The organism is Ralstonia sp. UBA689 (genome assembly GCF_002298975.1).
GTDB lineage: Bacteria > Pseudomonadota > Gammaproteobacteria > Burkholderiales > Burkholderiaceae > Ralstonia.
Window position 1 is genome coordinate 45839 of the sequence record NZ_DBMV01000046.1, and the last position, 19251, is coordinate 65089.

The window sequence follows — 19251 nt, forward strand, 5'->3', positions numbered from 1 at the left end:
CATGCCGATGATCGACCTGACCGGCAAGACGGCCGTGGTGACGGGGGGCTCTTCCGGCATCGGCCTCGCCACTGTTGAACTGCTGCTGGAAGCCGGCGCCGCCGTGGCGCTGTGCGGCCGCAATGCCGAACGTCTGGCGGCTGCCGAGCAAGCGCTGCGCAGCCGCTTTCCCGGTGCCAGGCTGTTCGCCGCCAGCTGCGACGTGCTCGACGCCGCGCAGATGACCGCGTTTGCCGATGCGGTGGAGAAAGAACTCGGGCCTGTCGACATGCTGGTCAACAACGCCGGCCAGGGCCGCGTCTCGACGTTTGCCGATACCGAAGATGCGGCGTGGACGGACGAGCTGCACCTGAAGTTCTTCTCCGTCATCCACCCGACGCGTGCCTTCCTGCCGCAATTGGAGCGCTCGGGGCAGGGCGCCATCGTCTGCGTCAACTCGCTGCTGGCGCAGCAACCCGAGCCGCACATGGTGGCCACCTCGGCCGCGCGCGCCGGTGTGCTCAACCTGGTGCGCTCGATGGCCACCGAATTCGCCCCCAAGGGCGTGCGCGTGAACGGCATCCTGATCGGGCTGGTCGAGTCCGGCCAGTGGCGCCGCCGTTTCGAGGCACGTCCGGAAGCCGATCGTCATCTCGACTGGGCCGCGTGGACGCGCCGCCTGGCCGTGCAAAAGCATATCCCCCTTGGCCGTCTGGGCCTGCCAGAAGAGGCAGCCCGCGCCATTCTGTTCCTTGCCTCGCCGTTGTCTTCGTACACCACGGGCAGCCATATCGATATCTCCGGAGGACACTCCCGTCATGCGTAACGAACAACAACTGGTCACGGTGGGCTGCGCCATCGCCGCCTTCCTGGAAGCCTGCGAGGTCAAGGCCGCCTTTGGCGTGATCTCGATCCACAACATGCCGATCCTCGATGCGATGGGCGAGCGCGGCAAGATCCGCTTCATCCCGGCACGCGGTGAAGCGGGTGGCACCAACATGGCCGACGCCTATGCTCGTACCACGGGTGGCCTGGGCGTGTGCCTGACGAGCACCGGCACCGCCGCCGGCAATGCCGCCGGTGCGATGGTGGAAGCGCTGACCGCCGGCACGCCGCTGCTGCACATTACTGGCCAGATCGAAACGCCGTACCTGGACCAGAGCCTGGCGTACATCCACGAGGCGCCGGACCAGCTCACCATGCTCAAGGCCGTCTCCAAGGCCGCCTTCCGTGTGCGCAGCGCCGACACCGCCATCAGTACCATGAAGCTGGCTGTGCAGACCGCGCTCACTGCCCCGACCGGCCCGGTGAGCGTGGAGATTCCGATCGACATCCAGGCCGCGCTGATCCCGATGCCGGAAGACCTGCGCCCGCTGCAGGTGCCGCAGCATGTGCCGTCGGCTCACGCGCTGGACGAACTGGCCGAGCGCCTGTTGCGCGCGCGCCGTCCGATGTTGTGGCTGGGCGGTGGCGCCCGCCATGCCGCCAAGCAGGTCAAGCGCCTGATGGACCTGGGCTTTGGTGTGGTCACCAGCACGCAGGGCCGCGGCATCGTGCCGGAAGATGACCCGCGCTCGCTGGGCGCCTTCAACCTGCACAAGCCGGTCGAGGCGTTCTACCAGACGTGCGATGCGATGGTCGTGGTGGGCTCGCGCCTGCGCGGCAACGAAACGCTCAAGTACGAACTGAAGTTGCCCCGCCCGCTTTACCGCATCGATGCCGATGCGTCTGCGGAGGGCCGCTGCTACGCCAGCGACTACTTCGTCTGCGGCGATTCAGCTCTGGCACTGGACGGCTTGGCCGATCGGCTGGAAAAGAAGATGCAGATCGACGCCGCGTTTGCGGGCGACCTGCGTGCCGTGCACGAGAAGGCCGTCGGCGGGCTGATCGATGGCCTGGGCCCGTACACCAAGCTGGTGGAAGCGCTGCAGTCGGCAGTCGGTCGCGAGTTCAACTGGGTGCGCGACGTGACCGTCTCGAACAGCACCTGGGGCAACCGCCAACTGCGCATCTTCGATTCGCGTGCCGGCGTGCATGCGCTGGGCGGCGGCATCGGCCAGGGCCTGGCGATGGGCATTGGCGCAGCCATCGGCGCGGCCGCCACGGCATCGGGCAAGAAGACCTTCTGTCTGGCCGGTGACGGCGGCTTCATCCTGAACCTGGGTGAGCTGGCCACCGCTGTGCAGGAGCGCGCCAACCTCGTCATTGTGCTGATGAATGACAAGGGCTACGGCGTCATCAAGAACATCCAGGACGCGCAGTACGGCGGCCGCCGCCACTATGTCGAGCTCCATACGCCGGACTACGCCGTGTTGTCGCAGTCGCTGTCGCTGCGCCATCGCCGCGTGTCGGATCTGGCCGACATCGGCAATGCACTGAACGACGCAATCGACGGCGAAGGCCCGTTCCTGCTGGAGATCGACATGCTCTCCATCGGCAGCTTCAAGACGGCCTTTGCCGGCCCGCCGGTCAACCAGCAGGCACCGGGCGGCCAGGGCAAGCGCGCTGCCGAACGTACCACGGTGGTGGCGTGAACTTGCAACGGCAAGAACCCAAGGAGCCGCACATGCTGCATGTATCGATGGTCGGTTGCGGTGCAATCGGGCAGGGCGTGCTGGAACTGCTCAAGAGCGATCCGGACGTCTGCTTCGACGCGGTGATCGTGCCCGAGCACGCGATGGACAAGGCACGCGAGGCGATTGCTCCGCTGGCCCCGCATGCGCGGGTGACGACGCACCTGTCGGCTGATGCACGCCCCGACCTGCTGGTCGAATGCGCGGGCCATGAGGCACTGAAAGAGCATGTGATGCCTGCGCTGGAGCAGGGCATCGATTGCCTGGTGGTGTCAGTGGGAGCGCTGTCCGAGCCCGGCCTGGCCGAGCGCCTGGAAGCCGCAGCCCGGCGCGGCAATGCGCAAGTGCAATTGCTCTCGGGTGCCATCGGTGCCATCGATGCGCTGGCGGCTGCGCGCGTCGGCGGGCTGGATGCCGTGATCTACACCGGCCGCAAGCCGCCCCGTGCCTGGAAGGACACGCCGGCAGACGGGCAATTCGATCTCGATGCGCTGCGCGAGCCGACCGTGATCTTCGAGGGCAATGCCCGCGAAGCCGCGCGCCTGTTCCCGAAGAACGCCAACGTGGCGGCCACGCTGTCGCTGGCGGGCCTGGGGCTGGAGCACACGCAGGTCAAACTGCTGGCCGACCCGACCGTCGACGAGAACGTTCATCACGTCGAGGCACGCGGCGCCTTTGGCGGCTTCGAGCTGACCATGCGCGGCAAGCCGCTGGCAGCCAATCCCAAGACTTCAGCGCTGACGGTGTTCAGCGTGGTGCGTGCGCTGGGCAACCGCGCGCACGCTGTTTCGATTTAAGCGAGTCCAGCGCATGACTGTCTCAACCATGAATGCAACCGCAACTTCTCTGCTTCCGATCTGCATCGCGGGCGAATGGCGCCTCGGCTCGGGCGAGCGCTATGCCACCCGCTACCCGGCCACGGGTGAGGTCGTCGCCGAACTCAACGCCGCCAGCGTGGCCGATGTGGAGGAGGCGGTCGCCGGTGCCTACCGTGCCTTCCTCTCCAGCGGTTGGGCCCAGCGCAAGCCGCACGAGCGTGCCGCCGTGCTGTACCGCGTGGCCGAGCTGATCCGCACGCGCAGTGAGGCACTGGCGCAGCGCCAGCGCCTGGACAATGGCAAGCCGATCAGTGAGACGCGTGCCCTGGTGGCTAGTGCGGCAGCCACGTTTCAGTTCTTTGCAGCGGCTTGCGAGACGCTGGAAGAATCGCTCACCCCGGCACGCGGCGACTGCCTCACGATGAGCGTGCACGAGCCGATGGGCGTGGTGGCCGCCATCACGCCGTGGAATTCCCCCATTGCCAGCGAAGCGCAGAAGATGGCGCCCGCGCTGGCCGCCGGTAACGCCGTCGTCGTCAAGCCTGCCGAGGTGACGCCGCTGATGGCGCTGGAGCTGGCTGCCATCTGTGAAGAGGCGGGCGTGCCCAAGGGCATGATCAGCGTGCTGCCGGGCAAGGGTTCGATCATCGGCGATGCGATCACCAAGCATCCGCTGGTGCGCCGCGTATCGTTCACGGGCGGCACGACCACAGGCCGCCATATCGCGCACATTGCTGCCGAGAAGATGATGCCGGTGTCGCTGGAGCTGGGCGGCAAGTCGCCGACCATGGTGTTTGACGATGCCGACCTCGACCACGCGGTCAACGGTGTGCTGTACGGCATCTTCAGTTCGTCGGGCGAGTCGTGCATCGCGGGCTCGCGTCTGTTCGTGGCACGTTCGCTGTACGAGCCATTCATGGACCGTCTGGCCGCTGGTGCGGCACGTCTGCGTGTGGGCAACCCGGCCGACGAGCAAACGCAGATGGGCCCGCTGATCACCGATCGCCATCGCGAGACCATCGAATCGTACGTGGCGATGGGCGTGGAGGACGGCGGCCACCTGCGCACTGGCGGCCTGCGCCCAGAGATTGCCGGCTGCGAGTCGGGCTACTTCTACACGCCCACCATCATCGAAGGCCTGACCAACCGCGACCGCATCTGCCAGGAAGAAATCTTCGGCCCGGTGCTCGTGGCCATGCCGTTCGACGATGAAGAGGAACTGATCGAGCAGGCCAACGACAGCGTCTACGCACTGGCTGCTGGCATCTGGACGCGCGACTACAAGCGCGCTTGGCGCGTCGCGCGCGCCGTGCAGGCCGGCAACGTATGGATCAACACGTACAAGCAGTTTTCGATCTCGACGCCGTTTGGCGGCTGGCGTGACAGCGGCCTGGGTCGCGAGAAGGGTCGCCTGGGCATCCTGCAATACATGGAACAGAAGAGCCTCTACTGGGGCCTGAACGAACAACCGCTGGCCTGGGCCAACTAAGGCCGAGAACTGGTGTGGAGGAGACAAGGATGAGCATCAATTTGGGCAAAGGCTTTGCCATGAAGCCGACACAAGCGCCGGCAACGCAAAGGAGCGCGCAATGAACTCGAACGCGCAACGCTGGCTGGGCGTGACCACGCTGTTTCTGGTCGTCGCCGTTTCTTACGTCGACCGCATCAATATTGCGGTGCTGATTACGCAGCACGACTTTCTGCAACATATGGGCCTTGCCGCCAACGACCGCAGCGGCCAGGGCTTGCTGGCAACGGCCTTTATGGCTGGCTACGGTTTGTCGGCCGTTGTGTTTACCCCGTTCTGTGCGGCGCTGTTCGGTGTGCGCCGTAGCCTGATCTATGGGCTCAGTCTGTGGGGGGCCATCACCATTGCCTCGCCCTGGTTCCACAGCTACATGGAGCTTCTGTCGTCGCGCTTTGTGCTGGGCTTTGCCGAAGGGCCGTTGTTCTCGCTGGGGGCGTCCTACATCAAGGCTCATTTCGACAGCCGGGAAAGCGGTAAGCCCAACGCCCTGTTCAACATGGGCACCGGCATCGGCCTGGCCGTGGGTTATCCGCTGGTCGGTTACGCCATCGCGAACGTCGACTGGGAAGCATCATTCCATCTGCTGGGCTTGTGCAACCTGCTGTTGGGCATTCCGCTGGTGCTGGCCTTTGTGCGTATGCCGGCCCGCTACGCAGCCATGCCCAGGCCGGAGTCCTTCTCCGCCGCACTGAGCACGGTGGGCGATATGTTCCGTGGCGCCTTCCACACCCGCCATATCTTGACCATGACAGTGCTGACCGCGGCCTTTCTCTCTTACTTGTGGGGGAGCAGCAACTGGTTGCCGACCTACTTGAAGGAGGCGCGCGGCTTCTCCTTGCGGGAAATGGGCTGGATGGCTTCTATGCCGCAATACGCGGCGGTGTTGGGTGTGCTGCTGGGTGGCCTGTTGCTGGATATCATCCCGCGCCGTCGCGTGCCGTTGGTGTTCGTGCTGGGCAGCTTGGGTGTGGCGGTCGCAGTGTTGCTGGCGATCAATAGCACTGATCGCTATGCCGCTGCCTACTGGCTGACCGCGGCAAGTCTGTGCTGGGGCCTGCAAAGCCCTGCCATTCCCAGCACGGTGCAGTTCAACTCGGCGCCCGAACATGTCGCTTGCGCCTTTGGGGTGGTCAATGGCGTGGGTAGCCTAGTAGCGGGTTTCATGCCAGCTGTCATGGGGGTCGTGATCGCCCTCGGGAATGGTGGCGGCCTTGCTGCCGGCTTCGGCAGCCTGGTGGGCACCCAACTTGTCGTGCTGGTGTGTGGCCTGGCCTTGCTGCGGAGTGGTGCGCTTGCTGCCCAGCGCATCCCGGGTGCGGCGTGATCCCGCTCTGTCAGGACATCAAGAATTTACAGCGACCGTTGGCCACCCGGTGCCAAGCGGAGCAAAGCAGGAGATGAAGATGAATACCATTCGGGGCATCGACGAAATCGTCTACGGTGCCGACGATCTTGCCGCATGCAAGCAGTTCTTCCAGGACTGGGGCCTCGCGCTGCAGGCCGAAGACGCAGGCGGCCTGCTGTTCGAAACGCTCAACGGCTGCCGCGTGCGCGTCAGGCACGCCGATGACTCGTCGCTGCCGCCGGCCATTGAGGCAGGCCCGACGCTGCGCGAGGTGATTTGGGGCGCGGATTCGCAAGGTGTGCTTGATCGACTGGCCGACAAGCTGGCTGACCAGCCCGGCTACATCAACGCGGATGGCCGCGTCGGCTGTACCGACCCGAACGGCCTGGCTGTGCGCGTGCAGCTCACCCGCAAGCGCGAGATCAACGTGCAATGCGCGGCCATGAACACCTGGACCGACAAGCCGCGCGTGAACCAGCCCAGCCCGATCTATGAACGGGCCACGCCCATCGAAGTGGGTCACGTGGTGTTCTTCGTGAAGGACGTGGCGGCCACCGAGCGTTTCTATATCGACAAGCTTGGCTTTGTGCCGTCGGATCACTATCCGGGCCGTGGTGCCTTCTTGCGCTGCGAGCCCGAAGGTGGCCACCACGATCTGTTCCTGCTGCAATTGCCGCAGGCCAAGAGCGGGCTGAACCACGTTGCCTTTACCGTGCGTGACATCCATGAGGTGTTCGGCGGCGGCATGCAGATGTCGCGCTGCGGCTGGGATACGCAGCTCGGGCCGGGGCGCCACCCGATCTCATCGGCGTACTTCTGGTACTTCAAAAACCCAGCCGGCGGCCTGATCGAGTATTACGCCGACGAAGACCAGCTTGACGCCGAATGGCTGCCGCGCGATTTCGAGCCCGGCCCCACGGTGTTTGCGGAGTGGGCCATTGAAGGCGGGATCGACGGCAATACGCGCCGTCAGAAGAACGCCGGCGGACCGGAAGGCAAGTTCCTGACCGAGAAGCGCTAAACCGAAGTTTCCAGAGAAGTGCCATGAGTACGAATCCCCCTCTCACCCTGCGCGTGCAGGCCATGCGCTACGAAGCCCAGGGCATCGTGAGCGTGGAGCTGCGCGATGTCGAGGGCAAGACCCTGCCGGAGTTCTCGCCGGGTGCGCATATCGACTTGCACCTCGGCAACGGCCTGGTGCGCAGCTATTCGCTCTGCGGCGCACCGGAGGTGCGTGACCGCTACGTGGTCGGTGTGCTGCTCGACCGCAACAGCCGCGGCGGCTCCCGCTACGTGCACGAGCAGTTGCGTGTTGGCTCGACGCTCAAGATCGGTGGCCCGCGCAATAACTTTGAGCTGGATGAGGCCGCGCCGCGCACGGTGCTGGTGGCGGGTGGTATCGGCGTGACGCCTATCGTGTGCATGGCGCGCCGGCTGGCAGAGCTGGGCAAGACGTTCTCGATGCTGTACTGCGCGCGCTCGCGTGCCGAGGCGGCCTTCGCTGATGAGTTGGCTGCTCATGGCGATGCAGTGCGCTTCCATTTTGACGCCGATGCGGGTGGCCCCCCCGACTTGAAGGCGCTGCTCGCAGGCCATCCCGCCGATACGCACTTCTATTGCTGCGGCCCCGGCCCGATGTTGCGCGCCTTTGAGGCCGCGTGCGAGGCGCTTGGTTACACCAACGTCCACATCGAGCGTTTTGCCGCCGATGCAGCGGTGGCATCGGTGCAGGAGGGCGAGTATACGGTCAAGCTCAATCGAACCGGCTCAGAGCTGTGTGTGCCGGCCGGCAAGTCGCTGCTCGACGCGTTGTTGGAAGTGGGTGTCGAGGTGGAATACAGCTGCAAGGAGGGCGTGTGCGGCTCGTGCGAGACCCGTGTGCTGGAGGGCGAGCCCGAACATCGCGACAGCGTGCTGTCCAAGAGCGAACGCGCATCGAACCAGACCATGATGGTCTGCGTATCGGGCTGCAAGGGCAAGCGCCTGGTGATTGATCTTTAAGTATGGGGGCGCCGATCTGACCAGTCGTGCGCTCCTTTTTTTTCATCTTCACCCATTTTTTAAACGTCGTTTCGTATACGGAACGAAGACAATCAGCCCGCCCACCAAGGCGGCGACAACAATCGGCGGGGCCGGCGCCCCAGCCACCGGAGGAAACAAATGAGGAAGACATTGTTCGCCATGGCAGCGATGGGCTTGGCCGGCACGGCCGCCGCACAAAGCAACGTGACTTTGTACGGCAGCATCGACCAGGGCGTGGCCTATATCAACAACGTCAAGAGCGGCGCGACGAGCGGTTCTGTCATGCGCGTGGACCCGGGCACGATGCAGCCGGACCGTTTCGGCTTCCGTGGCTCGGAGGATCTGGGGCAAGGCACGCAGGCTATCTTCCAATTGGAGTCGGGCTTCCTGGGCGACACCGGCAATAGCGTGGTGGCTGGCAAGCTGTTCAACCGTGCCGCGTGGGTGGGGCTGACGAACGAGAACCTGGGCAACATTCAGCTCGGCCACCAGGCGGATTTCATGTTCGATTACCTTGGCCGCCTGAGCAACGGCTTCCAGCTCACCAACTTCTATCTGTTCCACCCGGGCAACTTCGACAACCTGGCCAACCAGTTCCAGATCGACAATGCCGTGCGCTATGTCTCGCCCATCTTCGGCGGGCTGCAACTGGGCGGCATGTATGGTTTTGGCGAAGTGCCAGGTTCGCCGTCCAAGAGCCGCAGCTACAGCTTGGGTGCGTACTACAGCAATGGCGGTTTCCGTGCGGCGGCAGCCTACACCGCGTCGAATGACCGCGCGCTGGACATTGCCGGCCGCCTGGGGATCACCAATACGCTGGGCACGACGCTGGTGCCGGGCGTGATGACGCCGATGAGCTCGGTCAAGTCGTTCGGTGCGGGCACGCTGTACCAGTTCAGCAGCCTGCCGGTGCAGATCAACGCCGTGTACACGCAGACGCGCATCACGCTGGGCGGTGCCAATGCCCGTGCGCAGAACGTCGACCTGGGCACCGCATGGCACTACAGCGCGGCCAACACGCTCAACGTGGGCTACACCTTCAGCAAGTACGAGAGCGCACGCTGGAACCAGTTCAGCCTGGGTAACGTCTATGCGTTCTCCAAGCGCACGCAGGTGTATCTGCAAGGGACGTATCAGCGTGCTTCCGGTGATGCGCCGTCGGCGGCCATCAATGGGGTGGGCGTATCGGCCAACCGCAGCCAGATCGTTGTCAGCACCGGGGTGCACCACTCGTTCTAATCGTTGAGCCGAACGCGTGCCGCCGGGCTGAAATCCGGCGGCACTGCGTCGGCTTTAAGGTAGGTCCCATGCGGGCCGCACTGCGTCGATCGACGTGCGGTCAGGCGATCGTGTGATCTGCCATCAGTTCCAGCGCGCGGACCATGGCCGAGTGGTCCCAGGCCTTGCCGCCGTTGGCGGCGCATGCATTGAAGAGTTGCTGCGCGCTCGCGGTGTTCGGCAGAGCGATGCCCAGCTTGCGGGCGCCGTCCAGCGCCAGGTTCAGGTCTTTCTGATGCAGTTCGATGCGAAAGCCGGGATCGAACGTGCGCTTGATCATGCGCTCGCCGTGCACTTCCAGAATGCGCGATGAGGCAAAGCCGCCCATCAGCGCTTCGCGCACGCGCGCCGGATCTGCGCCGGCCTTGGAGGCGAACAGCAGTGCTTCGCCAACCGCCTCGATGGTCAGCGCCACAATGATCTGGTTGGCCACTTTGCAGGTCTGCCCGGCGCCGGATTTACCCACGAGGGTGACGTTCTTGCCCATGAGCGCAAACAGCGGCTTGGCGCGCTCGAAGGCGGCTTCCCTACCGCCGACCATGATCGTGAGCGTCGCGTCACGCGCGCCGATTTCACCGCCGGACACAGGGGCGTCGAGGTAATCCGCACCGAGCGTTTCGACGCGCTTGGCAAACGCCTGCGTTTCGATGGGGGAAATCGAACTCATGTCGATGAAGAGCTTGCCGGCAGACAGCCCCCGAGCGACGCCATCCTCACCGAACAGGACGTCGGCCACGTCCGCTGTGTCCGGCACCATGGCGATGATGATGTCGGCCGCCTGCGCGACGGCGGCGGAGTTGGCGACAACCGTGGCATGTGCACGTAGATCGTCGGGTACGGAGTGCTTGCCGCTGACGACGAGTGTGTGACTGCCCTTGAGCAGGTTGCGAGCCATGTGGGTACCCATGATGCCCAGGCCGATGAAACCGATGGTTGCCATGATGTGTTCCCGCTTGTTCTGTGTGGAAGAAAAGAGCGTTGCCGCGCAGGCAGCGCATCTCACAAGCGTAGGCCAGATCGCACGGCGCAGCATTGTGCGGGCGCTGCACCTGTACATGCGGTGCGTTGTGCCCATCCAGAAGCGTGGGCTGGGAATAGACCCCGAGAACCGTCATTGCTCGCGCAATGGTTTTGCGCAGCCCTTACATAAGCTGAACACGAGCCGATAACACAGCTATCGGGGCACGGCAGAGATGGGAGGGAATATGTCCACCACAGCAGCCAACTGGATCGTCATCCTGATATGTGCGTACATGGAGTACAGCACCTGGCGCGGCATGAGCGTCTACCGCCGCACGGTCGACTATGGCAACGTGGTCTGGTGCTGACTAGCGCACCGCAGGCTTGGCCAACAACCTCCGGATCAGATCATCATGTGCCGAATGACTCTCCAACAGCACACGGCTTTCCGCCAGTTCGAATTCACTGAACTCGAAGCCCGGCGAGACCGTGCAGCCCACCAGCACATAACCGTGCACTCCCGCCACGCGTTCAGCCGCAAACCAGCGGCCCGCCGGCACCACCGCCTGGTACACCGCCATCTCGTCCTCGGCCGCATGGCCCAGGCGATGCGTGCGCACCGTACCGTTGCCTTCCAGTACATGCACGTCTAACGGATCGCCTGTATGGAAATGCCAGAGCTCATCCGACTGGATCCGATGCCAGGCGGAATATGCATCATCCGCCAGCAGGTAGTAGATGGCGGTGGCAGCCGCGCGTTCGACGGGCGGGATGCCGCGCTGGACGCGTTCCTGGCTGCGATAGGTCTCGCGGTAGAAGCCGCCTTCCGGATGCGGTTCGAGACCGAGGCGGTCGATCAGGCGCTGGGCAGCGGGTGCGATCGGCATGACGAGCCTCCCTCGACTCAGTTCTGCTGACGGCGGAACGGAAAGCGTTGCTGGTTCAGGAAGCCGTCAGGCATGTAGTCGCCCACCACGCCATATTTTTCCGGAAAGGCCTTCTTCGATTTCACCGCTGTACCGAACAGGTAGTCGATGAAGGCGAAGTGCGCGGCGTAGTTCTTGTCGATCGCCTCGTCTTCCGACGAGTGGTGCCAGTGGTGGAAATCGGGCGTCACGAAGATGTACTTCAGCGGCCCCCACGGCAGGTGCACGTTGGCATGATTGAACACCGCCTGGAAGCCCACGATGATGATGTAGACATCCACCACCGATTTGTCGAAACCCAGCACGAAGAGCGGCCCCAGCACGGCCACGCGCGTGACGATCAACTCCAGGATGTGCTGGCGCGAGCCGGCCAGCCAGTCCATGGTCTTGACGCTGTGGTGCACGGCATGGAAGCGCCACAGGAAGGGCACCTCGTGGTACGCGCGGTGCGCGCCGTACTCCATCAGGTCGGCCACCAGCATGCACAGCAGCAGTTGCGGGATGAACCAGATGCGCTGCACGGCTTCTTGGAAGTCAGCATGCACCATCCACCCGAACACGCGGTGGACCAGGAAGTTGACCACCAGCAGCACCAGCCCCACGATGAAATGGTTAACGGCAAAGTGCACCATGTCAGTCTGCCATTCGGCACGGAACACCGGTTGCTTCTTGTAGAGCGGGAATAGCTTCTCAAGCAGCACGAAAATCGCGGTGGAGCCGAGCAGGTCGAGAATGAACCAGTCCATGCCGATATACGGCGTATGGTCCGGAAAATCCCCCACCGGCACGCGCGAGCCGCCCAGCGCCACCGCCACCACCACGAACAGAAACGCCAGGCCATTGAGGCGCCGCCGGTTATCCAGCACGATATTCGCGAGCGACAGGCCGCCCGAAATCAGCAGTGAGAAAAACAGGATCTGCCGTATTACATCAACGGAGTACGCGCGTCGCAATTCGGGCGTCGTCAGGTACTGCGGAAAATGGAATGCCAGCACACCCAACAGGCACAGGAAGCCCAGCACCAGCGCCAGGATCGTCCCGATCATGCCGCGGCCGCAGACCAGGCCGCCGCTTGATTGGAGCAGCGTATTGGCATCACGGATCGTCGCGTCGGCCACGCGGACGATGGCAGGGTGGTGTTCCTCTTCAGGCGAAGGTGCTGAAGGCTTTTGAGAGACATCCATGGATCTGGCTCGCTGTATTGTTTTATTTTGTTAATAAACAATGTGCCCCGCACCGGAGCCCCGTTCAGCTTGGATACAGCTTGCTGTAGCGGTTTTTCGTAGGGTCAGGGCCCTGGATCATATACCGGTGTGCGATAAAAATCGCCCCGGTTCTCTTTCGCCTGGCTCCTGACCGATTCCCGGAATCGAGGTGTGCGTTAGGAGCGCCAGATGGCAAAAGTCAAACTGACCAAAACCGTTATTGATGCTGCCCAAGCACGAGAGCGCGATGTCGAACTACGGGACACGATGGTTCCCGGGTTTATGTGCAAGAAAACCCGAAGGATCGTAAGGTGTTCATGCTCCAATATCGCCCGAACTTGGGCGTGTTCCGTAAGCCAGCGATCGGGCAGTTCGGCGAGCTGACTGTCGAGCAGGCGCGGTCTCTGGCGCAGGACTGGCTGGCTGAAGTTCGCCGCGGTGGTGATCCTGGACACGACAAGGTGGAGGCCCGCAAAGCGCCGATAGTTAAAGAGTTATGCGGCAGGTTCATGAGGGATCTTCCAAGCGGCATAACAAGCCAAGCACACAAGCCGGTTACCAGCACCGTATTGATAACTTCATCCCGCCCGCATTTGGTGGCAAGAAGGTTGCTGAAGTTACGCGCCCAGACATCAACGCGTTGATGAGGTGGACGGAGATGCCCCCCATTCAGGCCAATCGGGCCTTGGGTTGCATCCGCGAGACATTCAACATGGCTGAGCTGTGGGGCTACCGTTCTGGCTTGACGAAGACCAGCGCGGTGGCCGTGCGCTCTGTCCTCAGACACGGGCTCGGTCATCCTAGGATCAGACAAACGGCACGGACTGGTCTGGGCGCCTGAACAGCGTTCAAACTTTACCTCGCTAGTCGGATTGGAAGATACAAGGTGCCAGCGCGTATCTCGGCTTCGAACGGCGCGTGGTTTTGGTGGACTGCCTTCCAATATGTCGAGACGGGATGCGGATCTCGGTAGTGGATCGAGGGCCTTCGTTCGCCGTGCTTGAGCGGCACAGGTCGCGCCAGAGGGGGCGACGTCAGGCCACTCATCGCATCCATCAGAATCGATGGCGTCTACGCCTGTAGTTACCGCAACAAGTACGGTAACTGTGTATCCGCCCGAGAGCCTGCGGGCAAGAACACTGCATACACGAACAACGATCATTTTCCGGTCAGGAAATTCATGCTGCAGCAGCTTGCTGCGATTGGGAGGTCTGCCGGCCAAGGGCCGGCGATTCAATGCCTCGTGACTTGGTCCAGATCGTAATTTCCACGCGGCGGTTTCTCGACCGGCCATATGCGGTCATGTTGCTAGCAATGGGGTCCGCATCACCCTTGCCCTTGGTGGATAAGCGATTGGGTGAAACGCCCGCAGCCTGCAGAATTCTTCCGGTCTGCGTCGCCCGTTGTTCGGAAAGCGCCTGATTCATGGCAGCGCCGGTGTTCAGCGTGGTTGTGCCATCGGCATAACCCGTCACCTCGACTGCACCCGTGGTCTGTACCAATTCACGGCCGATCTTCGCAAGAATGGGGCCAGCCCACGGATTGACCGTGCTGGCGCCCGACTGGAACACATCATTGCAGCGAAGTCTGATGACTTCGCCCAGCGTGTCAGCCTCCATGGACACGGTGCCAGCGGCCAGTTCATTGGAAAGCGCCGTCCGCATCTGCTGCGCAACCTCACCGAAGTCCGCTCTCTGAGGTTGCGCTTGGGCGACGGTATTTGTAGCCGACAGGCTGTGCCAACGCCAGACGGCTCCAACGGCGAGCGCAGTCAGTACGGCACCGAACATCATCAAGGCAATGCGCCGCAGTCTCCGACGATCTATTGCCAAGTCGACAAGCAGTGACACCTGAAGCGGCGCAGCGGCGCCCATCCTGTCGGACCGCCAGTGTTTCGCGCTTGAGGGGTTGTTTGCAGTGATGCGTATTGCTAGCGAAGCTCGTGGGAGCGCATTCGATTGCGCCGCATCGCCATCTTGGATAGCGACGTCTAGCGCCTGTTGTACTTGCTCCATTTTTCGCTGGCCATCTGGCTCGAAGCGATAGCGCCCTCTGAAACCCAGTTTCAGGATGGCATCAATCAGCGCAAGAAAATCCCCGTGTTGGTTTGGTGAGGCAATTTCCCGCTCCAATAACCGATAAACCCTGTCGGCGCCCTGGCGATCGCCGTGTAATGTCAAGCACAGACCTTGCGTGATCCACTCGTTTCCGCGGCCATCGTTTCGGCCCCAAGCGGTGCGCATCGCTGCCTCGTCTAGCGCGGCACACAGGCAATAGCTCGCGTTGCGCACAGTCTCCCGGGGTACGCCTGACGCGACACACGATTGCTGGAATTTGCGAACCGCGTTGACGAGCATCGCGCGTCGCGCCTCGACACCGTTGGTATCGAGGTGCTCAGGCGTATGGGCCAGCGCGCGCAGCAAGGGCTGGGCTAGCGCAAGCAGGGAATTGTCGCCGGGATGGGATGCCACGATGTCCTGCACCTGATCTCGCATGACATTGCCACGCTGATCTGCCGCTCTCATGAATCTTCGCTGGCTGCGCTTTCCCACTGCGCGAGCAACTCCGCGGGAATGGCTTGAATGATCTCCGCATAGCGTTTGCCAACAAACTGCTCGGCGCGCTGCAGCAGCACGGGAATTGGGCTGCTTGGCTCATGGCGTTCAAACCATAGGCGGGCCTGGCGGATTTGTGCAACAGCGTCTTCTCGCTCGCCCGCCCCTTGATGAGCCGGGCCAAAGGCTGGCTCGGCAGGGCCGTGATAGGGGCTGGATTCTTCGCGTTGTGCGGTGTGTTGCGCGGGTTTGCCATCATCTGCATGCCCGGAGGCGCCCGCTGCGTGATGTTCCGCCACCGTGTGCAAGGTTGGTGCGTCGGCGCATGCCAGCCTGGATAGCAGCCTCTCCATCGGCGACAAGTCTGGGCAGTAGGCGTACAGATGTTCTGTGCACCAGGCTTGGATTTCCGCCAGGCTGTGCCGTGCCTCGTCAAACCCCGCCATGTTTGCCGGTTGCTGGACGCGCAAATCCGCCAGTTGCCGATTGACCGATTCCGGCGCCAGTGCATCGCTCGGGCGCGGATGCGCGAAGGCTCGCTCGACGTCGCGCACTTGCAGGCGTGTGGCCATCGCTTTGGCAAGCACAATTTCGCGCACGTCGCCCAGCAGGCCTTCTGCGTCGGTCAGTGCCTGAAGTGCGTTCATGCGGATCTCGAGCGCACCATCGGGATCGTCATCGGCGCCAAGCTGGGGATGGATCTCCTTGGGAAACGCTGCCAGCCAGGCGGCCAACAGATGGGTGCCCTCAGCCAAGCCCGTGGCACCGGCCAGTCGTGTGCGGCATCGCGCAAACAGGATTGCCAGTCGTACATCCTTGCTGCGCATCATGAGCCGACGGCAGTCCCGATCAATGTCGCTCCAGTTGACGGGGTCCGGTGTTCCCACGAAGTTGCCATATTGCGCTTCGGCCTTGGGCGCGACGCGGGCGAAGAGCACCACGAACTCCGGGTCGTACTCGAGGTCGGGGCCACACGGCGCGTCGGCATCGATGGGCGCCACCCAATCATGGCCCGCCGGTTCCTTGGCGGCGTTGCCCGAACGCGATGGTTTGGATTGGGTGTGTTTCTTCGGTTGACTCATAGTTGGATCGCTTGAGCGGTTTGTGCAGCAGGCGGGGGATTGGCGTGGGCGAACGACTGTGCGTAGTGCTCCGGTATGAATCGCATGCCGGTGATGGGTTCGCCAGACGGCATATGACCAAGCCAGCTTGACCAGCCAAGCTGCTGCGGGCCACCGATGACCGCTGGTGGTGCGCGATGCGGCTTGATGTGCAACTCCAATTCCCACTCGAATTCGTAGCCGATGAACGCCCGCACCCACTCGACCAGGCGCGGCAGGTCAACTCCTTGCGGGGTGAAGCGCAAGTACGCTTCGATATCGAGCGGGCCGATGACAATGCGGAACTTGTGCTGCCGGTCGGGGACCATTTCGCCAAGCATGAAGCCTTCGCCAAGTACGGATGTCGATCCCGGACTGCCCAGATGACTCTGCTCGGTAGGGCCGATGGCAATCCAATGAAAGACCGTCTCCTCAATCGCGACCGGCACCCCGAAATACTGCATGAGGGTCGCGCGCAGGCCATCGGGATTGCGTGACTCACGCACCAGGTGTGCGCTCGCGGCAAGACGTGGGTGAGCGGGCAGGGGGCTCGCGGCGATCTCATCAGGATCCTGTCCAGTGAGGCTCGCGATATAGAACGAGAACCGCTCCTCCTGAGGCCTGTCCAGGCTGGCGGTCGCTTGCGCAGAGGCCCATGCGCGATAGAGCAGCGTGAGATATCGGTGATGAAAGATGTCCAGGAAATCCACCAGCGTCGAGTCGCGCCGGCTTTGCTGGCGGTCTCGGGCAATTTCCGTGACGTGAATGGGTAGCGGTCCGTTGGGGCCGAGCGTGCCCAGCCCAAACAGTTGCACGCGCAGGTTGCCGCCATCGAGGCTTGCACTGGCGATCTCGCGGGGAGCGAAGGCTAGGCTCGGCTGCTGCCCCAGCCGGAATGGCTCGGCCAATGGCCGCCGGGCCCTGCCAATGGGGTCCTTGGTGCTGCATGCGTCGATGCGGCGCAGCAGCATCAGGAATCCGTGGCGCCAGGGTTCGGCCTGCAACTGCTCGAGCAGCTCGGGGCGTAGTGAAATCCGCCCATCCACTGCGGGAAGCGTCTCGCGTTTCATCAGGCCACTCCACGCGTACCCATGCGCACCGGGAACCGGGCCAGGCACCCTCGTTGCATCGAGTGCAGCTCCGTCTGCGTGAAGGTATTGATTGAGACATGGCGCGAGAGGTAGTGCTCGATGATCAAGCCAAAGAGATAGGGGCTGATGCCAGAGAATCCCGTCTCGTCGACAGTCAAGGTGCATTCGATTCCGCGGCCGAATACCAGCGGGCCGGAGCCCGGGAGTTTGCGCGTGACTGGGCGGGTCTTGACGCCGACCACGCCTTCGATCTGGCGCCGATGGTCGCTGTCGTCGTTAGAGAGAAACAGCCGCAGCAGGTCGCGCAGCCCCTGGCCGCCCGCCCGGTGATCGAGCTCGTCGAGCGGGAGGTAATTGAAATTGAGTTGTCGGATGAGCCTCCAAGCCATCTCACGCTCGGCGTAGGGCGCCTGCGGTGCGCTTGGGGGCCGGATCAGACCGACGCTCTCGAGCGGGGCCGACTGTGCGATGGTCAGGTCGCTTACGCCGTCGCGCGGCACGAGGTTAGGCAGGTCGCGATTGGTCACGAGCGCATCGACGGACAGGTAGCGGATTGTCTCCCGATAGGGGGCTTCGTGCTGATCGACGAGCGAGATGAATACTTCGGTGCCGATGTAGGGCGTGCGCGTACCGTAGCGCCGCGCAGAGTCGGAAAGAAGGCGCCGCTCTCGGCGTGTTGAGAAATATCGCCCGTGGTTGCCTTCGTCGTTGTTGAGCGTCTCATAAAGCGGACGGAATTCCTGCTCGGCCGAGGTGGCGGCGACTTGGCCGTGGATCTTCTCGATCGAGAACACCTCATAGTCGAGCGGCGCCAATCGCGCGGGCACGATGCGATGTTCGGTTTTCGCACTCGACAACTCGACTTGGTCGGTGTGCTTGGGGAACAGGTTGATGACCGGTGTGCAGAACAGAGCGAAGCGCGAGGCATCGACCAGGTTGGCCAACTGCTCGACCGGCCGATTCAACAGCACGACAATCTCGACCTGCGCCGTATTGATGCGCCGCAGACCCTCCTGCAAACCGGTCAGCGCGAAGAAGTAGAACCGCGCCGGACAGGCGAAGTATTCGTGCAGCAGGTTGTGTCCGTGGAACTTGGACCAGGACAGCGGCAGCAATCCCTGATCAATGCCAAGCCCCTCGTGTTCGACCGGGCGCGTGGTCACGGCCGAAAACGGCGTGCCCGCACTGCCGAAGCCGCCAGGCGTGCCGATCAGGGATGCCACGCTGGCGGTATGCAGCAGCTCGAACAGGTGGGATGCCACCTGCTCATCACCGGCCAAGTAGATGGGGAGGCGATCCAGTCCCTGCAGGTCGGCGATGGGGATGTTGCTGGTGGTGCGCAGCCGCAGCCGCAAGGCCCCGCGCACGGTGGTGCTGGGCCCGACGTACCTGTCAAGTGCCGGAATATCGGGCGGCACGCCAGTCAGACGCGCCTCGACAATCTCAAGCGGATACAGGGTGACGTGCTGGCCGCTGCGAAACTGACAGGCGGTTTTTTCGCCATCGGGCACGCGAGCGTTGAAAGTCGTGCCGCGCTCGATCCGGAAGCCCTGGGCGAGGCTGCCTTCGGAGCGGCTCGGATACAACCGCGCGACAGCCATCGACGGCGTGGGCGCCACGTAGTTCGGATACAGGACTTCCAGCAGGCGGCCCGTGAAGCGCGGAAACTCGGCATCAAGCTTGATCTGCATGCGCGCCGCCATGAAGGAGAACGACTCGATCAGTCGCTCGACGTAGGGATCGGCGACTTCACCGGCCTGCATGCCCAGCCGCCGTGCAACCTTGGGGTGGGCCTGCGCGAACTCGCTGGCGAGCTCGCGCATGTAGATCAATTCCTGGTTGTAATAGTCGAGCAGTCTTGGATCCATAAA

16 protein-coding genes and 1 pseudogene are annotated in these 19251 nt (G+C 63.2%); 10 read left to right on the top strand and 7 right to left on the bottom strand.

Translation table 11 applies throughout. From position 1 onward, the window contains the following. Position 1: 1 nt before the first annotated feature. The 8 genes from B4F51_RS23565 to B4F51_RS23600 all read left to right on the top strand — a co-directional run bounded on the left by B4F51_RS23565 (position 2) and on the right by B4F51_RS23600 (position 9504). Positions 2–805 carry an SDR family oxidoreductase gene (locus B4F51_RS23565; RefSeq protein WP_296229216.1) on the top strand — a complete coding sequence of 268 codons (804 nt, stop codon included), beginning with the start codon at positions 2–4 and terminating at the stop codon, positions 803–805. Further along, positions 798–2513, top strand: coding sequence for a thiamine pyrophosphate-binding protein (locus B4F51_RS23570; protein WP_296229217.1), 1716 nt, complete (start codon positions 798–800; stop codon positions 2511–2513). The genes B4F51_RS23565 and B4F51_RS23570 overlap by 8 nt, the downstream gene beginning before the upstream one ends. A gap of 32 nt (positions 2514–2545) precedes the next feature. Beyond that, the gene (locus tag B4F51_RS23575) at positions 2546–3349 is read left to right on the top strand and encodes an aspartate dehydrogenase (protein WP_296229218.1); all 804 of its coding nucleotides are present in this window, start codon (positions 2546–2548) and stop codon (positions 3347–3349) included. 13 nt (positions 3350–3362) lie between these two features. Next, positions 3363–4859, top strand: coding sequence for an aldehyde dehydrogenase (locus B4F51_RS23580; RefSeq protein WP_296229219.1), 1497 nt, complete (start codon positions 3363–3365; stop codon positions 4857–4859). A gap of 100 nt (positions 4860–4959) precedes the next feature. Continuing rightward, the gene (locus B4F51_RS23585) at positions 4960–6222 is read left to right on the top strand and encodes an MFS transporter (protein WP_296229221.1); all 1263 of its coding nucleotides are present in this window, start codon (positions 4960–4962) and stop codon (positions 6220–6222) included. 79 nt (positions 6223–6301) lie between these two features. Beyond that, positions 6302–7264, top strand: coding sequence for a VOC family protein (locus tag B4F51_RS23590; protein ID WP_296229223.1), 963 nt, complete (start codon positions 6302–6304; stop codon positions 7262–7264). 23 nt (positions 7265–7287) lie between these two features. Beyond that, positions 7288–8244: a PDR/VanB family oxidoreductase gene (locus B4F51_RS23595; RefSeq protein ID WP_296229225.1), complete on the top strand. Its 957-nt coding sequence runs from the start codon at positions 7288–7290 to the stop codon at positions 8242–8244. A gap of 159 nt (positions 8245–8403) precedes the next feature. Next, the gene (locus tag B4F51_RS23600) at positions 8404–9504 is read left to right on the top strand and encodes a porin (RefSeq protein ID WP_296229226.1); all 1101 of its coding nucleotides are present in this window, start codon (positions 8404–8406) and stop codon (positions 9502–9504) included. Positions 9505–9604: 100 nt separating this feature from the next. Here the strand turns inward: B4F51_RS23600 and B4F51_RS23605 are convergent, their stop codons facing one another. Next, positions 9605–10483 carry a 2-hydroxy-3-oxopropionate reductase gene (locus tag B4F51_RS23605; protein ID WP_296229227.1) on the bottom strand — a complete coding sequence of 293 codons (879 nt, stop codon included), beginning with the start codon at positions 10481–10483 and terminating at the stop codon, positions 9605–9607. A 265-nt stretch (positions 10484–10748) separates the two neighbouring features. On the opposite strand from B4F51_RS23605, the gene B4F51_RS23610 reads away from it, so the two are divergent. Further along, positions 10749–10871, top strand: coding sequence for a hypothetical protein (locus B4F51_RS23610; protein ID WP_296229228.1), 123 nt, complete (start codon positions 10749–10751; stop codon positions 10869–10871). On the opposite strand, the gene B4F51_RS23615 is transcribed toward B4F51_RS23610, so the two are convergent. Beyond that, positions 10872–11390 carry a cupin domain-containing protein gene (locus tag B4F51_RS23615; protein WP_296229229.1) on the bottom strand — a complete coding sequence of 173 codons (519 nt, stop codon included), beginning with the start codon at positions 11388–11390 and terminating at the stop codon, positions 10872–10874. 17 nt (positions 11391–11407) lie between these two features. Continuing rightward, the gene (locus B4F51_RS23620) at positions 11408–12613 is read right to left on the bottom strand and encodes a sterol desaturase family protein (protein ID WP_296229230.1); all 1206 of its coding nucleotides are present in this window, start codon (positions 12611–12613) and stop codon (positions 11408–11410) included. Positions 12614–12823: 210 nt separating this feature from the next. On the opposite strand from B4F51_RS23620, the pseudogene B4F51_RS23625 reads away from it, so the two are divergent. Further along, positions 12824–13370 (top strand): annotated as a pseudogene (locus tag B4F51_RS23625) (integrase arm-type DNA-binding domain-containing protein); the annotation flags it as partial. A gap of 442 nt (positions 13371–13812) precedes the next feature. On the opposite strand, the gene icmH reads toward B4F51_RS23625, so the two are convergent. Genes icmH through tssF form a run of 4 tightly spaced genes read right to left on the bottom strand, consistent with a single transcriptional unit; the run spans position 13813 to position 19248 of the window. Further along, positions 13813–15129, bottom strand: a complete 1317-nt coding sequence (gene icmH, locus B4F51_RS23630) for a type IVB secretion system protein IcmH/DotU (RefSeq protein WP_296229232.1) — start codon at positions 15127–15129, stop codon at positions 13813–13815. Positions 15130–15155: 26 nt separating this feature from the next. Next, positions 15156–16271, bottom strand: a complete 1116-nt coding sequence (locus tag B4F51_RS23635) for an ImpA family type VI secretion system protein (protein WP_296229233.1) — start codon at positions 16269–16271, stop codon at positions 15156–15158. Continuing rightward, a complete protein-coding gene (gene tssG, locus B4F51_RS23640) occupies positions 16268–17359 on the bottom strand; it encodes a type VI secretion system baseplate subunit TssG (protein WP_296229234.1) in 1092 nt (363 codons plus the stop codon). The genes B4F51_RS23635 and tssG overlap by 4 nt, the downstream gene beginning before the upstream one ends. After that, on the bottom strand, positions 17359–19248 hold the full coding sequence (tssF, locus tag B4F51_RS23645; protein WP_296229235.1) for a type VI secretion system baseplate subunit TssF: 1890 nt from the start codon (positions 19246–19248) through the stop codon (positions 17359–17361). Before tssF ends, tssG begins: the two co-directional genes overlap by 1 nt. Between the last annotated feature and the right edge of the window lie 3 nt (positions 19249–19251).

What these genes read in the sequence shown, in the direction of transcription:
- icmH (WP_296229232.1), bottom strand. Translation starts at nt 15,129, where the DNA reads ATGCGAGATCAGGTGCAGGACATCGTGGCATCCCATCCCGGCGACAAT.
- B4F51_RS23595 (WP_296229225.1), top strand. Translation starts at nt 7,288, where the DNA reads ATGAGTACGAATCCCCCTCTCACCCTGCGCGTGCAGGCCATGCGCTAC.
- B4F51_RS23620 (WP_296229230.1), bottom strand. Translation starts at nt 12,613, where the DNA reads ATGGATGTCTCTCAAAAGCCTTCAGCACCTTCGCCTGAAGAGGAACAC.
- B4F51_RS23605 (WP_296229227.1), bottom strand. Translation starts at nt 10,483, where the DNA reads ATGGCAACCATCGGTTTCATCGGCCTGGGCATCATGGGTACCCACATG.
- B4F51_RS23610 (WP_296229228.1), top strand. Translation starts at nt 10,749, where the DNA reads ATGTCCACCACAGCAGCCAACTGGATCGTCATCCTGATATGTGCGTAC.
- B4F51_RS23570 (WP_296229217.1), top strand. Translation starts at nt 798, where the DNA reads ATGCGTAACGAACAACAACTGGTCACGGTGGGCTGCGCCATCGCCGCC.
- B4F51_RS23585 (WP_296229221.1), top strand. Translation starts at nt 4,960, where the DNA reads ATGAACTCGAACGCGCAACGCTGGCTGGGCGTGACCACGCTGTTTCTG.
- B4F51_RS23580 (WP_296229219.1), top strand. Translation starts at nt 3,363, where the DNA reads ATGACTGTCTCAACCATGAATGCAACCGCAACTTCTCTGCTTCCGATC.
- B4F51_RS23575 (WP_296229218.1), top strand. Translation starts at nt 2,546, where the DNA reads ATGCTGCATGTATCGATGGTCGGTTGCGGTGCAATCGGGCAGGGCGTG.
- B4F51_RS23600 (WP_296229226.1), top strand. Translation starts at nt 8,404, where the DNA reads ATGAGGAAGACATTGTTCGCCATGGCAGCGATGGGCTTGGCCGGCACG.
- B4F51_RS23565 (WP_296229216.1), top strand. Translation starts at nt 2, where the DNA reads ATGCCGATGATCGACCTGACCGGCAAGACGGCCGTGGTGACGGGGGGC.
- B4F51_RS23590 (WP_296229223.1), top strand. Translation starts at nt 6,302, where the DNA reads ATGAATACCATTCGGGGCATCGACGAAATCGTCTACGGTGCCGACGAT.
- B4F51_RS23635 (WP_296229233.1), bottom strand. Translation starts at nt 16,271, where the DNA reads ATGAGTCAACCGAAGAAACACACCCAATCCAAACCATCGCGTTCGGGC.
- tssG (WP_296229234.1), bottom strand. Translation starts at nt 17,359, where the DNA reads ATGAAACGCGAGACGCTTCCCGCAGTGGATGGGCGGATTTCACTACGC.
- B4F51_RS23615 (WP_296229229.1), bottom strand. Translation starts at nt 11,390, where the DNA reads ATGCCGATCGCACCCGCTGCCCAGCGCCTGATCGACCGCCTCGGTCTC.
- tssF (WP_296229235.1), bottom strand. Translation starts at nt 19,248, where the DNA reads ATGGATCCAAGACTGCTCGACTATTACAACCAGGAATTGATCTACATG.